The sequence below is a fragment of the Streptomyces sp. Ag109_O5-10 genome, assembly GCF_900105755.1.
GTDB lineage: Bacteria > Actinomycetota > Actinomycetes > Streptomycetales > Streptomycetaceae > Streptomyces.
This window is the reverse complement of the sequence record NZ_FNTQ01000001.1, coordinates 1,635,952-1,648,439: the sequence shown is the minus strand read 5'-3', so window position 1 is coordinate 1,648,439 and position 12,488 is coordinate 1,635,952. Positions and strand designations below refer to the sequence as shown.

Sequence of the window (12,488 nt, the reverse complement as noted above, 5' to 3'; positions counted from 1 at the left end):
AGGATCGTGACCGAGGACCGTGGTCGACGACCGGACACGCGACCGCGCGGCGCGGCCCCGGCGGCCCGTCCGTGGCAGGCTGAACGCAGCCACGCCCACGTCACTCGACGAAGGTCCCCGGGAAGGAAGCCGCACCATGGCCGTCGCACCGCTGTCGCAGCAGGAGACCGAGGACCGGCTGGCCGAGCTGCCCGGCTGGTCGTTGGACGGCGACCGGCTCGCCCGCGCCTACCGCCTCGACTCGCACTTCGCCGCCGTCGCGCTGGTCGTGCACATCGCCCGCATCCAGGACGAACTCGACCACCACTCCGACCTCACCCTCGGCTACCACACCGTCAGCCTCACCGTGAACACGCACAGCGTGGGCGGCGCCGTCACCGCCAAGGACTTCGAACTCGCCCACAGGGTGGAGGACATCGCCCCAGGCCACGGCGCACACTGAGCCGTGTGCTCGACTACGACAAGGAAGCCGGGGCCTACGACGCGACACGCGGCGGCGAGGCCCGCGCGGCGGCTGCCGCGGCGGCCGTTCTCACCCTGATCCCCGAAAATCTCGGCAGCGCCGCCCGCCCCGCCCGGCTCCTCGACCTCGCCTGCGGCACCGGCATCGTCACGCGCCGGCTCGCCGCCGCCCGCCCGGCGCTCCAGGTCACCGGAGCCGACCGCGCACCCGGCATGGCCCGGATGGCGGCGGCCCGGCTGCCGGGATCGGTCCTGCTCGCCGACAGCCGCCGACTGCCCTTCCCCGACGGCACGTTCGACGCCGTCACGACCGTCTGGCTGCTCCACCTCGTAGCGGACGGCACCGAGGTCCGCGGGATCGTCGCCGAGTGCGCGCGGGTGCTGCGGCCGGGCGGGGTGTACGTCACCACCGTCGACAAGGCCGCCGCGCACGACGTCGGCAGCGACATCGACGCCGTCCTCGCCGACCGCCCGCGCCGCCCGGCGTCCGACGCCTGCGCGGACGTCGCCGCGCACGCCCGCGCGAGCGGCCTGCTGCCCGCAGGGCAGGCCGCCTTCACGGGCGTCGGCCAGGGCCGCAGCCCCCGCTCCACCCTCGCCGACCTGCGGCGCGGCTGGTTCACGATGCTCCCGCCCGACGACCCCCGCGCCGAGGGCTTCGCCGACCGGCTGGCGGCCCTGCCCGACCAGGACCGCCGCCGCCCCGACCCCCGCTTCGCCGTGCGGGCGTTCAGGAAACCGGCGGCCTGCTGAAGTCCGTCGTCCAGCTGGTAGCCCAGGTCTCCCCGCCGTCCACCACGAACGCCCGCTCCCAGCGCGGGCCGCCGGGGGAGACCCCCGATCACACGAACCGCACCCGGACCACCCTTCCCTCGTGTGTGCCGTCACCGTTGAATTCCCCGCGGCCGCCGTCGAACCGCCCGACGACCGGCGGGAACAGAGACAGTCCGGTGCGCTGCCGAACGCGCCGCTGTCGGGGCACTGGTTCTCCGCCCGGTTCCAGCGGCTGACGGCCGACGCCTATCCGCCGTCGTCGTGATGATCGGCTGAGCCGGGTTCGACGCTGCCCGCCGTAGGTGGCTGGTCGCGCAGTTCCTCCCCCAGCCTTCGGCCGGGGGGACCCTCAGCGCCCCTTCGAGGGCGCGGGGGTCAGGCCCCGGCGGATCGCGTGCTCCACCGCCGAGTAGGCCCCGTCCGGCCGCTCCAGCTCGTAGGGAGCGGCCGGCATCAACGGCGGCTGTGCCATGAAGCGGGGGCGGGTGCCGTGGTGCGGCTGGGCCGCGTGGACCAGGAAGGGGTGGCAGAGGTAGACGTCACCGGGACGGCCGGTGGCGTACGCGAGGGGGCGGTGCGCGGAGGCCTCGACGACCTCCGGGGCGATGTCCAGCATCGAGACGCCCTCCTCGCCGTACGGCTCCAGGACCGCCGGGATGTCGAGATGCGAGCCGACGCGGATCCGGGTGGGCGCGTCCTGCTCGGTCACCTCGGAGAAGAGGAACAGCATCAGCAGGGCGCGGTCACGGGAGCGCAGGTTCGTGTGGTACCAGCGGGTCTCCACGCCGTCCGGGAGGTAGCTGCCCTCTATGTGCCAGCCGGCGTCGTCGGGCTCCTCCGGGTGCGGGAACCGCAGCGGGAAGCTCCCCAGCGAGTACCGGGGGACCCAGCGGCCCTCGCCGACCAGCAGATCGAACGCCCGGTGCAGTGCGCCGGAGTTGGCGGCCGCCGCGAACGGGCCCTGCGCCATGCCGCCCACCCACACCACGGGGTCCTTCCAGGTGCCCGGATCCTCCGGGTCGTACCCTGTCTCCCGCCACAGCAGCCGGGCGCAGTCCTCGGCGACACGCGGTGGGAACGCGCCCTCGATCTTCACGAAACCGTCGGTCAGGAAGCGGTCCACCAGCTCGTCGTCCACCCGGCCATCCTGGACCGTCCGCCTTGCCGTCCGCATCCGGATTTTTGCCGTACCGGCAACAGCACTGGCCTGCTGGCGGTGTGCCGTCGCATCCTGGCGGCACGCGGACGAGAGGCTGACCCCATGGCGCACCACCACCACACCACGGACACCCACCGGCACACCCGCACCCACGACCACGGTCACGCCCACTCCGGCACCGACCTCGACTGGGCCGAGATGGCCGGACACCTGGAGTCGCAGGCGGAGCTCTTCGCCCCCCTCTACGAGAGCGCGCTGGGCTGGCTCGGCAAGGAGGTCACCGAGCCGGGGCTGATCGTCGACGTCGGCAGCGGGCCGGGGGTGGTGTCGTGCCTGTTCGCCGAGGTGTTCCCGGGCGCGCGGGTGCTGGCCGTGGACGGCAGCGAGCCCCTCCTGGACCGGGCCCGTGCCCGTGCCGAGCGGCTGGGCGTGGCCGACCGCTTCGGCGTGCTCGCCGGTGAACTCCCTGGTGTGCTGGACGAGTTGGACTATCCGGCCGACCTGCTGTGGGCCGGGCACAGCCTCCACCACCTCGGCGACCAGCGGGCCGCGCTCACCGCCTTCGCCGAGCGGCTGGCGCCCGGCGGCACGCTGGCGATCCTCGAAGGCGGCCTGCCCGGCCGCTTCCTGCCCCGCGACATCGGCATCGGCCGCCCCGGGCTCCAGGCCCGCCTGGACGCGCTGCAGGAGGAGTGGTTCGCGCGGATGCGCGCCGAGCTGCCGGGCTCGGTCGCCGAGACCGAGGACTGGCCCACGCTGCTCTCCTCCGCCGGCCTGAAGTACGCGCGTACCCGCAGCTTCCTGATCGACCTGCCCGCACCCGCCTCCGACCGGGCCCGCACCTACGCCGTCGAGATCTTCGCCCGCTTCCGCGACACCCTCTCCGACGACCTCCACGCCGAGGACCGCGCCACCCTGGACCGCCTCCTCGACCCCGCCGACCCGGCGAGCCTGCACCGCAGGCCCGACCTGTTCGTCCTCGGCGCCCGCACGGTGCACACGGCGGTACGGCCCGTCTGAAACTGTCCCGCACTCGACACCCGGGGCGGCCCGGCCGGGCTCAGGAGCCGTCGGAGCGGGAGGCGTGATCGGCCGCTGCCCGTACGGCCGGGATCAGGTCCGCGACCCGTTCGAGCTGGTCGCGCTGGGCGGGCAGGCCCAGGGCGCCGAGGCGTACGACGAGGTGCCGGACGCCGGCGGCGACGTACTGTCCGAGACGCTCGCGCACCTGCCCGGCGGAGCCTGCGACGACTGCCTGGATCTTCTCCAGTTCCTCCAGCGGCATGCCGTACGTGGCCCGTGCGTAGCCGTCCAGTGCTCGGCGGCCGGTCTCGATGTCGTCGTCGATCCGTACCGAGACGAACAGTGCGGGGGTGATGTCCGCGGCGGAGCGTCCGGCGTCGGCCGCTGCGCGGTGGATGCCGCGGAGGCCGGACGCGTAGTCGGCGGGTTCGGGCGGGTAGGGCAGCCATCCGTCGTACATCCGGCCGGTACGCGCCAGCGCCGCGGGGGTGGCGCCGCCGAGCCAGACGGGCGGGCCGCCGGGTCGGAACGGCCTGGTCATGGGCGGGATGTCGGCGAATCTGAGGATCTCGCCGTGAAAGGCACCGGCACCGTCCCACAGGGCCCGCCACAGGGCGACGGTCTCGTCCAGGCGGGCGAAGCGTCTGCCCCACGGCAGCTCGGACAGGGCGTAGAGGGGCCGTCCGAAGCGGCCGGGGAAGCCGGCGCCGACGGCCACGGTGAGTCGGCCACCGGACAGCAGGTCGATCGAGGCGAGGGCCTGCGCTGCCTGGACGGGACGGCGGAGGAAGGGCATCAGTGCGGCCGTCCCCAGCGTCACGTTCTCGGTCGCGGGAGCGAGCGCGGCCAGCATCGTGAGCGCCTCGATGCGCGGGCTGACGAGGGAGTCGTTGACGAAGAGCGAGGAGAAGCCCAGGCGTTCGGCCCGGCGGCCGAGGGCGACCAGCTCGCGAGGGTCGTCGGCCGGGCCCCACTGGGCGGTTCCGGTCGGAAGCAGCACACCGATGTCCATGGCGGCGATGTTCACGGGCGCTGTGAACGGGGGCAATTCCCTGCGGGGAATGGTCTCGGCGCTCCGCCGCCGTTAGAACAGGCGCGTGGACTTCTCCCGTGCGCTCCGCGAACGCCGTACCCGCCGTCATCTCAGCCAACTCGACCTGGCGCTCCGGGCGGGCACCACCCAGCGGCACCTCAGCTTCATCGAGTCCGGCAGGTCCGTCCCCGGCCGGAACATGGTCGTGCGCCTGGCCGAGTCACTGGAACTGCCGCTGCGGGAGCGCAACGAACTGCTGCTGGCCGCGGGATACGCACCCGCCTACCCCGAGAGCGCGTTCGACGACCCGGCGCTGGCTCCCGCACGCACGGCGATCCGCCACATCCTGCGCGGGCATCTGCCGTATCCGGCGCTGGTGGTGGACCGGGGCGGTGACCTGATCGCCGCGAACACCGCGTTCGACCTGCTCACCGAGGGAGCGGCGCCCCGCCTGGTGGGCGAGGGCACGAACGTCTACCGCCTCGCCCTGCACCCCGACGGCCTGGCTCCCCGCATCGTCAACCTCGCCGAATGGGCACGCCACATCCTGGCCGGCCTCGGGCACCTGGAGGAGCTGCGCGCCGAACTCGCCGGTTACGTTCCCGACCTGGAGCCGTCCGCCGGGGCTCTGGGCTTCGCGGTGCCGCTCCGCCTGCGGTCGCCGTACGGCGAACTGCGCCTGATGACGACCGTGACGACCTTCGCGACGGCCGTCGACGTGACACTCGCCGAACTGAAGCTGGAGGCGTTCCTGCCGGCCGACCCGGCGACAGCCGAGGCGCTCCTGGCAGCCACCGGACCCACGGCTCCCTCCGCTGCCGCGGGTCAGGCCCCCGGGAAGGGGTAGTCCGCCCCGACGGCCCGGCACCGCGCGGTACCGGGCCGTCCGCCCTCCCCGGGCCGGTGGCAGAGCGGGAGCGTCCCGGTCAGTTGTTGGCCAGGAACTGCTTGGCCAGCTGGTCGCCGAGGGTCACCGCGGCGCTGTGGCTCTCTATGGGGGACACCTTGGAGTTCTTGAACAGGATGTAGGTCACGCCGGAGTCGGCGCCGCCGGTCGCCGGGTCGGGGTCGATCCCGAGCGCCTTGGCGGTGGCGTAGGAGGCCTCGCCGATGATCTTCGTGGGGCCGGTGTCGCCGACCACCGCGTACTCGACCTTGTTGTTGTAGATCACGGCGACCACACCGCCGCCCTTGATGCCGGCACTGGAGTAGTTCCAGATGCTGCTGGAGCTGGGGACCACGATGTAGGGCAGCGACTCGGCCTTCAGCGGCTTGCCGTCGGACTGGTGGAACGCGGTGTCGTCCTGGTACCAGGGGTCGCGGTTCTCGTTGCAGTTGGTGGTGCGCTGCCCGTCGCAGTCGATGTCCATGTCGGCCTTCCAGAAGACCGCGCCGTTCTTGCCGCAGACGGGAATCGTCGCCGACGTCTCGTCGTCGGTCTTGTACTTGCCGTTGGAGATCTGGGAACAGGACGTCACCTTGGCGAGCAGGTCGGCCGCGCTGACCGAGCCCTCCTGGGCGGACTTCGGGACGGCGCCGGACGCGCTCGCGGGCAGCACTCCGGCGGCCAGCAGTGCGGCCCCGGAGGCCGCGGCAAGGGTCAGTGTTCGGATGCGCACTGTGGGGGGTCCCCTTCTGTTAGGAAAGTTTCCTGACCGGGTCGCGTACAAGGTGGACCCGGCTGCATGTCCGCGTCAAGCCCTGGAGGTCAACTCGGTGATTTCTCGCGCATTGCGGTGATATGGCCGCAAGGGAAGACTGATGGGGCAAGACATTCTGGATATCTGTTCAGGAGCCGTGCGGACGTTCGGCAGTGGCTCCGGTGGCTCCTGGAAGGCGAGGGGTCATGTTCGTACGCGCGGTGTACGTCACCGGCGATCCGGCGAAACTCGAGGCGGCCGTCAGGGCGCTGAACAGCGAGGGGCGCGAACTGCTCGAAGAGCGTCCCGAGTACCGGGGCGCCGGCGTCTTCATCGACCGGGAGCTGGGCAAACTGCTCGCGGTGAGCTGGTGGGGCACCGAGGCGGCCCGGCGCAACAGCGACCAGGTGATGCGCGAGCGGCGCAGGCCGATGCTGGAACCGTTCGCGGGCACCGTCGCCGTCGAGAACTTCGAGGTCGCCGTCCACCACACCGTGCGGCCGCCGAGAACCGGCGGTGGTCTGCGTTCCACCCGGGTGGAGTTCGACCCCGCCGACACGGACCTGTTCGCCGAGACCTTCCGCTCCTCGGCGGTACCCCGGCTGGAGGGACTGCCCGGCTTCGCCCAGTGCTCCCTGTTCGTCGACCGGGAGCGGGGCCGGGGCATGGCCGGCTCGCTGTTCGTGGACCGCGCCGCGATGGCCGCCTCGCGCGCCGGACAGGCCGAGGCGCGGCGCGCGGACGCCGCCAAGGCGCGCGTGACCGTGGTCGGCCTGGAGGAGTTCGAGGTCCTGCACGCGGAGGTCCGCGCCGACTGACGTGCCCCGCACGGGAGTCCGGGAACGCGAACGGCCGTCCCGCCCCGGGCGGGGCGGAACGGCCGTTCGCGGGACGGGCTCCGGTTCAGCCCACGTCGAAGGTGGCCGGGTCCGGACCGATGCGCCGGTCCTCGTTGAGCGCGCTGATCGCCGCGAGGTCCTCGGTGTCCAGGCTGAAGTCGAACACCTGGATGTTCTCCTTGATCCGGGACGGGGTCACGGACTTCGGGATCACGACGTTGCCGAGCTGGATGTGCCAGCGCAGCACCACCTGGGCCGGGGTGCGGTTGTGCTTCTGCGCGATCGCGACGATCGCCGGCACCTCCAGCAGACCCTTGCCCGAGCCGAGCGGCGACCATGCCTCGGTGGCGATGCCCTGCTCGTCGTGGTATTCGCGGGCCGCGTGCTGCTGCAGGTGCGGGTGCAGCTCGATCTGGTTGACCGCCGGGATGACCGAGGTCTCCGCGATCAGCCTCTCCAGGTGCTCCGGGAGGAAGTTGGAGACGCCGATCGCCTTGACGCGGCCGTCCGCGTACAGCTTCTCGAACGCCTTGTACGAGTCGATGTACTTGCCCCGCGCCGGCAGCGGCCAGTGGATCAGGTACAGGTCCAGGTAGTCCAGACCCAGCTTCGCCAGCGACGCGTCGAAGGCGCGCAGCGTGGCGTCGTACCCGTGGTCGGCGTTCCAGAGCTTGGTGGTGACGAAGATGTCCGCACGCGGTACGCCGGACGCGGCGATCGCCTTGCCCGTGCCCTCTTCGTTGCCGTAGATCGCCGCTGTGTCGATGCTGCGGTACCCGGCCTCCAGTGCCGTGGCGACGGCCCGCTCGGCCTCGTCGTCCGGCACCTGCCACACGCCGAAGCCCAGCTGGGGCATCTCGACACCGTTGTTGAGGATTTTCGGGGGGACCTTGCTGCTCACGAGCTCTCGATCCTTAGGTTGTCGACAGGTGGTTCCCCCATCGTCAACGATCACCGGCCCGGACGCATTCCTGACCGCGGAATCCGCCGGAACTGACCGGTGGGTCTGCCGCCGCCGACGGAGATTGGCCGGAAATGCATCCGACGTTATGGGTCCGGACCATTGACCGGGGCCGTATCTGCCGGGACTCTGGTGCGCATCATCGGACGTATCGATGAACTCAGTCCAGGGATGTGAACATCTCTGTGGGTTTCCCGATCGATCCCTGTGAACGAGAAACCTCTCTCTGCGCTCTGAGACCCCCCAACCTCAGGAAAGCAGGTACCCACCCCATGAACGAGACGACCTCCGAGGACCGGCAGTCGACCCCCGCCGCTCCGCAGACATCGGATGAAAAGCTCTGGCGAAGCCCTGGCTACCACGTCGTGGAGACCGCCCTGGAAGTGACCGGCTACGCCCTCGGCGACCGCTGATCCGCCCCGGGCGGGCCACCATGACCGTCACCGCTGCCACCACCGTCCACCCCGCGACGGACCCCGGACCCTGGCCGGTCGCGGAGTTCACCGAACGGCTGCGCGCCGTCACCGCCGACCGCTACCACGACCACCACCCCTTCAACCAGCGTATGCACCGAGGCGAGTTGACTCCGGCCGAACTGCGCCGCTGGATCACCAACCGGTTCCACTACCAGCGGCACATCCCCGTCAAGGACGCCCTGATCCTCGCCAAGCTCGACCGGCCCGAGCTGCGCCGTCCGTGGCTGCGCCGCATCCGCGACCACGACGGCACCGCCGACGGTGAGGGCGGCATCGAGCGCTGGCTGGGCCTCGGTGAGGCGGCCGGCCTCCCCCGCGAACAGCTGTGGGACGGGTCCCGGGTGCTGCCCGGGGTCCGCTTCGCGGTCGAGGGGTACGTCACCTTCTGCCGCCTGCGCCCCGCCCTCGACGCGGTCGCCGCCTCCCTGACCGAACTGTCCGCGCCCGGCCTGATGCGCACCCGCATCACCGCCTTCGAACGCCACTACCCGTGGATCGACCCGGCCGGTCTCGGCTACTTCCGCACCCGCGTCGACCAGGGCGCCCGGGACGGCGCGGAGGCCCTCGCGCTGGTCCTGTCCTGGGCCCGCACCCGCGAGGAGCAGCACCGCGCCGTCGCCGCGCTCGCCTACAAGTGCGAGGTGCTCTGGGCGCTGCTCGACGCCGTGGACCGGGGGGACACCGGGGGCCGGGCCGACGCTCCGGACGGCGGCGGGCCATGACCTGGCGCCCCGTCCTCGCCCGCACGGCCGTGTTGCGCCACGACCGGGCCCGCGGCACCGACCTGTTGCTGCTGCCCGAGCGCGTGGTCGTGCTGCACGGCCGGGCGGGCGGTGTGCTCCGGCTGTGCGACGGCAGCCGGGCGGTGCCCGAGATCGTCGCCGAACTGTCCGAGGCGTTCCCGGGCGCCCCGGTCGCGGCCGAGGTCCCGGAGTTTCTGACCGCGCTACGGAAGGAGGGATGGCTGCGATGACGACCGCGGAGCCGGGCGGCCCCGAGCCGCCCTGGGCACTGCTCGCTGAGCTGACCCACGCCTGCCCGCTCCACTGCGGCTATTGCTCGAACCCCGTCCGACTGATCGGTCGGTCAGTGGAGCTGTCGACCGCGCAGTGGACGGAGGTGTTCCGGCAGGCCGGTGAGCTGGGCGTCGTCCAGACCCACCTGTCCGGCGGCGAGCCGCTGCTCAGGCGCGATCTGCCCGAGCTGGTCGGCGCCGCCGACTCCGCCGGCCTGCACACCCAGCTCGTCACCAGCGGGCTCGGGCTGACCGAGCGGCGGCTGGCAGGGCTGGTCGGGGCCGGGCTGCGCGCGGTGCAGCTGTCCGTGCAGCACGCGCAGCCGACGGCCGCCGAACGCATCGCCGGCGCCCGTTCGTTCACGGCCAAGGAACGTGCGGCCCGGCTGATCCGCGCGGCGGGCCTGCCCTTCGGCCTGAACGTCGTCCTGCACCGGGGCAACCTGGACGCCGTCGAAGACCTCATCGCACTCGGCGTGGCCTGGGGCGCGGACCGGATCGAGCTGGCCAACACCCAGTACCACGGCTGGGCCGCCCGCAACCGCGCGGCCCTGCTGCCACTGCCGGGACAGGTCGAGCGGGCCCGCGAGACGGTCCTGCACTGGCGGCGGCGCCTGGACGAACCGGAGCTGGTCTGGGTCGCCCCCGACCTCCTCACCGGCACGGCGAAACCCTGCATGGGCGGCTGGGGCCGGGTCTCGCTCACCGTCACCCCCGACGGAACCGTCCTGCCGTGCCCGGCCGCCGCCACCCTGCCGGGCCTCGACCCGCCCAGCGTCAGGAACCGTCGGCTCGCCTGGATCTGGCGGGAGTCGAGGGCTTTCAACGTTTACCGGGGCGAGTCCTGGATGCGCGAGCCCTGCCGCGGCTGCGCCCTGCGCACCGCCGACTTCGGCGGCTGCCGCTGCCAGGCGTACGCACTCACCGGAGACGCCCGCAACACCGACCCGGCCTGCCGCCACGCCCCCGACCACCGCCTGACACCCCTGCGGCGCACCTCCGCCGCCGCGGTCCCCGGACAAGCCCCCAGGCAAGCCCCGCGAGAGGCCCCGGTGGATCTCCCGACCGAAGCCGCCGGCGGAGCTCCTGCAGAAGAAGGAGGACCATGAACCGCCTGCGAGCCGCCCTCGTGGCCGTCGCGCTCACCACCGCCATCCCGGCCGTGCTCCCCGCGGCCGTACCGCCCGCCGTCGCTGCCGCACCCGCGCCCGCCGCCCTCGCCGCGGCCGCGACCAGGCCCGCCGCCGCCACCGACTGGTCCACCGCGGTCGTCGACTCCACCATGGCCCGCTACACCCCGAGCACGATCGGCGGCTGGTCCTACCCCGTCGGTCTCTACCTCTACGGCCAGTACCTCACCTACAAACGCACCCACGACCCCCGCTACCTCACCTACATCAAGAACTACGTCGACCGGTTCGTGAAGAGCGACGGGTCCATCAACCAGTCCTTCAACAGCCTGGACAGCATGCAGGCGGGCCGGCTCCTGGTGATCCTGCACCACGAGACCGGCCAGGACCGCTACCGCAAGGCGGCCCAGAAGATCCGCGACCGGCTGAACACCTACCCGCGCACGAGCGACGGCGGCTTCTGGCACGCCGACACCAGCAGCCGCGCCCATCAACTCTGGGCGGACGGCGTCTACATGGTGAACCCGTTCCTGGTCGAGTACGGCAGGGAGTTCGGCGACAGCGCGTACACCGACGCCGAGGCGGCCAGGCAGCTCGCCGTCTACGGCGGTCACCTCCAGGTCGCGAGCGGCCTGCTCAAGCACGCCTACGACGAGTCGAAGAGCGCGAATTGGGCGGATCCGCAGACCGGGCTCGCCCCGGAGCACTGGTGCCGCGCCGTCGGCTGGTACGCGATGGCCGTCGTCAACGTGCTGGACGCGATTCCGGCGAACCAGTCACGCCGCCCGCAACTGCTCGGCATCTTCCAGAGGTTGGCGGCCGGCCTGGAGAAGTACCAGGACCCGGCGACCGGCCGCTGGTTCCAGGTGATCGACAAGGGCGGCCGGAGCGACAACTGGACCGAGACCTCCTGCTCCAGCATGTTCACCTACGCCCTCTCACGCGGCGCCCAGCAGCACTACCTCGACCCGCACTACGCGGACGTCGCCCGCCGCGGCTACCAGGGCGTGCTCGCCGAGCTGTCGGTCGGCGCGGACGGCCGTACCGAGCTCGCCGGTATCTCGATCGGCACCAACGTCGGTGACTACGCGTACTACGTCGCCCGTACCCGGGCCGTGAACGACTTCCACGGCCTCGGGGCCTTCCTGATCATGAACGAGCAACTGCGAGGTGCATGAATGTCATGAGCGCTACATCCAGAAGGGCGGTCCTCGGAGCCGCGCTGGCCGGAGCCGCCACGGCCGCCGTGGGCCTGCCCGCGACCACCGCACACGCCGCGTCCTGGCAGCTCAAGTGGCAGCCGTCGGCGAGCGGTGACGGCCTCGGCGCCTTCGAGACCGTCGAGGACGACCGCGCCGACTCCCACCCCGCCGGGCACCCGCACATCTACGCCACGGGGAACAACTGGCGCTTCAACATGCACACGGTCGACCGCGACACCTCGACCGACCGCCAGCGGCAGGAGGTCACCGGACTGCGCACGGGTGCCGGCAGCTATCTCAAGTGGACCCAGGGCCAGACCTGGCGGGTCACCTACTCGATGTACATCCCGAGCTCGCTGAAGGCGACCACCACCTTCACCCACATCATGCAGATGAAGCAGCCCGGCACCGGCACCTCGCCGATCGTCGTGCAGTCCCTGCGCCGGGTGAACGGCAAGCAGACCATCGAGCTGAACCTCGCCACCGACGGCATCATCGTCGGCCGCGCCGACCTCGACCCGCTGCACGACTCCTGGACCGACGTCGATTTCCAGATCAAGGTCGGCAACGGCTCGGCGGGTTCGGTCCGCTGGATCCTCAAGTCCGGCGGCGCCACCGTGATCGACGCCTCGAAGACCGGCGTGGACACCTTCCTGGCCGACCGGGTCCGCCCGAAGTGGGGCATCTACCGCTCCCTCGGCGACACCTCGGGCTCGCTCCAGGACACCTATCTCCTGCTCACCAACCTCCGTGGCTACCAACAGGTGTGAGGAA

16 protein-coding genes are annotated in these 12,488 nt (G+C 72.0%); 12 read left to right on the top strand and 4 right to left on the bottom strand.

The window, feature by feature from the left end; translation table 11 throughout:
• Positions 1-136 precede the first annotated feature (136 nt).
• From BLW82_RS07545 to BLW82_RS44310, 3 genes are all read left to right on the top strand, one after another.
• Positions 137-442, top strand: a complete 306-nt coding sequence (locus BLW82_RS07545; protein ID WP_093498082.1) for a 4a-hydroxytetrahydrobiopterin dehydratase — start codon at positions 137-139, stop codon at positions 440-442.
• Between the two features lie 5 nt (positions 443-447).
• Complete coding sequence (locus BLW82_RS07540; protein WP_093498081.1) at positions 448-1,215, top strand: class I SAM-dependent methyltransferase; 768 nt, start codon at positions 448-450, stop codon at positions 1,213-1,215.
• Positions 1,216-1,336: 121 nt separating this feature from the next.
• Positions 1,337-1,501, top strand: a complete 165-nt coding sequence (locus BLW82_RS44310; protein WP_177232763.1) for a hypothetical protein — start codon at positions 1,337-1,339, stop codon at positions 1,499-1,501.
• 84 nt (positions 1,502-1,585) lie between these two features.
• Here BLW82_RS44310 and BLW82_RS07535 read toward each other — a convergent pair whose 3' ends face one another.
• On the bottom strand, positions 1,586-2,410 hold the full coding sequence (locus tag BLW82_RS07535; RefSeq protein WP_093498080.1) for a phytanoyl-CoA dioxygenase family protein: 825 nt from the start codon (positions 2,408-2,410) through the stop codon (positions 1,586-1,588).
• An 87-nt stretch (positions 2,411-2,497) separates the two neighbouring features.
• Here BLW82_RS07535 and BLW82_RS07530 point away from each other — a divergent pair, with 87 nt between their 5' ends.
• Positions 2,498-3,415, top strand: coding sequence for a class I SAM-dependent methyltransferase (locus BLW82_RS07530; protein ID WP_093498079.1), 918 nt, complete (start codon positions 2,498-2,500; stop codon positions 3,413-3,415).
• 40 nt (positions 3,416-3,455) lie between these two features.
• On the opposite strand, the gene BLW82_RS07525 is transcribed toward BLW82_RS07530, so the two are convergent.
• Positions 3,456-4,439, bottom strand: coding sequence for an LLM class flavin-dependent oxidoreductase (locus BLW82_RS07525; RefSeq protein WP_305729064.1), 984 nt, complete (start codon positions 4,437-4,439; stop codon positions 3,456-3,458).
• A 76-nt stretch (positions 4,440-4,515) separates the two neighbouring features.
• On the opposite strand from BLW82_RS07525, the gene BLW82_RS07520 reads away from it, so the two are divergent.
• Positions 4,516-5,298 (top strand): helix-turn-helix domain-containing protein, encoded by a 783-nt coding sequence (locus tag BLW82_RS07520; RefSeq protein ID WP_093498078.1) that lies wholly within the window; start codon positions 4,516-4,518, stop codon positions 5,296-5,298.
• 79 nt (positions 5,299-5,377) lie between these two features.
• Here BLW82_RS07520 and BLW82_RS07515 read toward each other — a convergent pair whose 3' ends face one another.
• A complete protein-coding gene (locus BLW82_RS07515; protein ID WP_093498077.1) occupies positions 5,378-6,070 on the bottom strand; it encodes a glycoside hydrolase family 75 protein in 693 nt (230 codons plus the stop codon).
• Between the two features lie 227 nt (positions 6,071-6,297).
• Between BLW82_RS07515 and BLW82_RS07510 the strand changes: the two genes are divergently transcribed.
• Positions 6,298-6,909: a hypothetical protein gene (locus tag BLW82_RS07510; protein WP_093498076.1), complete on the top strand. Its 612-nt coding sequence runs from the start codon at positions 6,298-6,300 to the stop codon at positions 6,907-6,909.
• Positions 6,910-6,994: 85 nt separating this feature from the next.
• On the opposite strand, the gene BLW82_RS07505 is transcribed toward BLW82_RS07510, so the two are convergent.
• Entirely contained in the window at positions 6,995-7,831 is an 837-nt protein-coding gene (locus tag BLW82_RS07505) for an aldo/keto reductase (protein WP_093498075.1), read from the bottom strand.
• A 332-nt stretch (positions 7,832-8,163) separates the two neighbouring features.
• Here BLW82_RS07505 and BLW82_RS43135 point away from each other — a divergent pair, with 332 nt between their 5' ends.
• The 6 genes from BLW82_RS43135 to BLW82_RS07480 are packed head-to-tail and all read left to right on the top strand — an operon-like array spanning position 8,164 to position 12,484.
• Positions 8,164-8,304 (top strand): pyrroloquinoline quinone precursor peptide PqqA, encoded by a 141-nt coding sequence (locus BLW82_RS43135; protein ID WP_107408511.1) that lies wholly within the window; start codon positions 8,164-8,166, stop codon positions 8,302-8,304.
• Positions 8,305-8,324: 20 nt separating this feature from the next.
• Positions 8,325-9,089 carry a pyrroloquinoline-quinone synthase PqqC gene (gene pqqC, locus BLW82_RS07500; protein ID WP_093498074.1) on the top strand — a complete coding sequence of 255 codons (765 nt, stop codon included), beginning with the start codon at positions 8,325-8,327 and terminating at the stop codon, positions 9,087-9,089.
• Positions 9,086-9,340: a pyrroloquinoline quinone biosynthesis peptide chaperone PqqD gene (gene pqqD / locus BLW82_RS07495; protein WP_093498073.1), complete on the top strand. Its 255-nt coding sequence runs from the start codon at positions 9,086-9,088 to the stop codon at positions 9,338-9,340. The genes pqqC and pqqD overlap by 4 nt, the downstream gene beginning before the upstream one ends.
• A complete protein-coding gene (gene pqqE, locus BLW82_RS07490; protein ID WP_093498072.1) occupies positions 9,337-10,491 on the top strand; it encodes a pyrroloquinoline quinone biosynthesis protein PqqE in 1,155 nt (384 codons plus the stop codon). The genes pqqD and pqqE overlap by 4 nt, the downstream gene beginning before the upstream one ends.
• Positions 10,488-11,690: a glycoside hydrolase family 88/105 protein gene (locus BLW82_RS07485; protein WP_093498071.1), complete on the top strand. Its 1,203-nt coding sequence runs from the start codon at positions 10,488-10,490 to the stop codon at positions 11,688-11,690. Before pqqE ends, BLW82_RS07485 begins: the two co-directional genes overlap by 4 nt.
• A gap of 5 nt (positions 11,691-11,695) precedes the next feature.
• Positions 11,696-12,484: a heparin lyase I family protein gene (locus BLW82_RS07480; protein ID WP_093498070.1), complete on the top strand. Its 789-nt coding sequence runs from the start codon at positions 11,696-11,698 to the stop codon at positions 12,482-12,484.
• Positions 12,485-12,488 lie beyond the last annotated feature (4 nt).

What these genes read in the sequence shown, in the direction of transcription:
- BLW82_RS07530 (WP_093498079.1), top strand. Translation starts at nt 2,498, where the DNA reads ATGGCGCACCACCACCACACCACGGACACCCACCGGCACACCCGCACC.
- pqqD (WP_093498073.1), top strand. Translation starts at nt 9,086, where the DNA reads ATGACCTGGCGCCCCGTCCTCGCCCGCACGGCCGTGTTGCGCCACGAC.
- BLW82_RS07480 (WP_093498070.1), top strand. Translation starts at nt 11,696, where the DNA reads ATGAGCGCTACATCCAGAAGGGCGGTCCTCGGAGCCGCGCTGGCCGGA.
- BLW82_RS43135 (WP_107408511.1), top strand. Translation starts at nt 8,164, where the DNA reads ATGAACGAGACGACCTCCGAGGACCGGCAGTCGACCCCCGCCGCTCCG.
- pqqC (WP_093498074.1), top strand. Translation starts at nt 8,325, where the DNA reads ATGACCGTCACCGCTGCCACCACCGTCCACCCCGCGACGGACCCCGGA.
- BLW82_RS07485 (WP_093498071.1), top strand. Translation starts at nt 10,488, where the DNA reads ATGAACCGCCTGCGAGCCGCCCTCGTGGCCGTCGCGCTCACCACCGCC.
- pqqE (WP_093498072.1), top strand. Translation starts at nt 9,337, where the DNA reads ATGACGACCGCGGAGCCGGGCGGCCCCGAGCCGCCCTGGGCACTGCTC.
- BLW82_RS07535 (WP_093498080.1), bottom strand. Translation starts at nt 2,410, where the DNA reads ATGCGGACGGCAAGGCGGACGGTCCAGGATGGCCGGGTGGACGACGAG.
- BLW82_RS07510 (WP_093498076.1), top strand. Translation starts at nt 6,298, where the DNA reads ATGTTCGTACGCGCGGTGTACGTCACCGGCGATCCGGCGAAACTCGAG.
- BLW82_RS07545 (WP_093498082.1), top strand. Translation starts at nt 137, where the DNA reads ATGGCCGTCGCACCGCTGTCGCAGCAGGAGACCGAGGACCGGCTGGCC.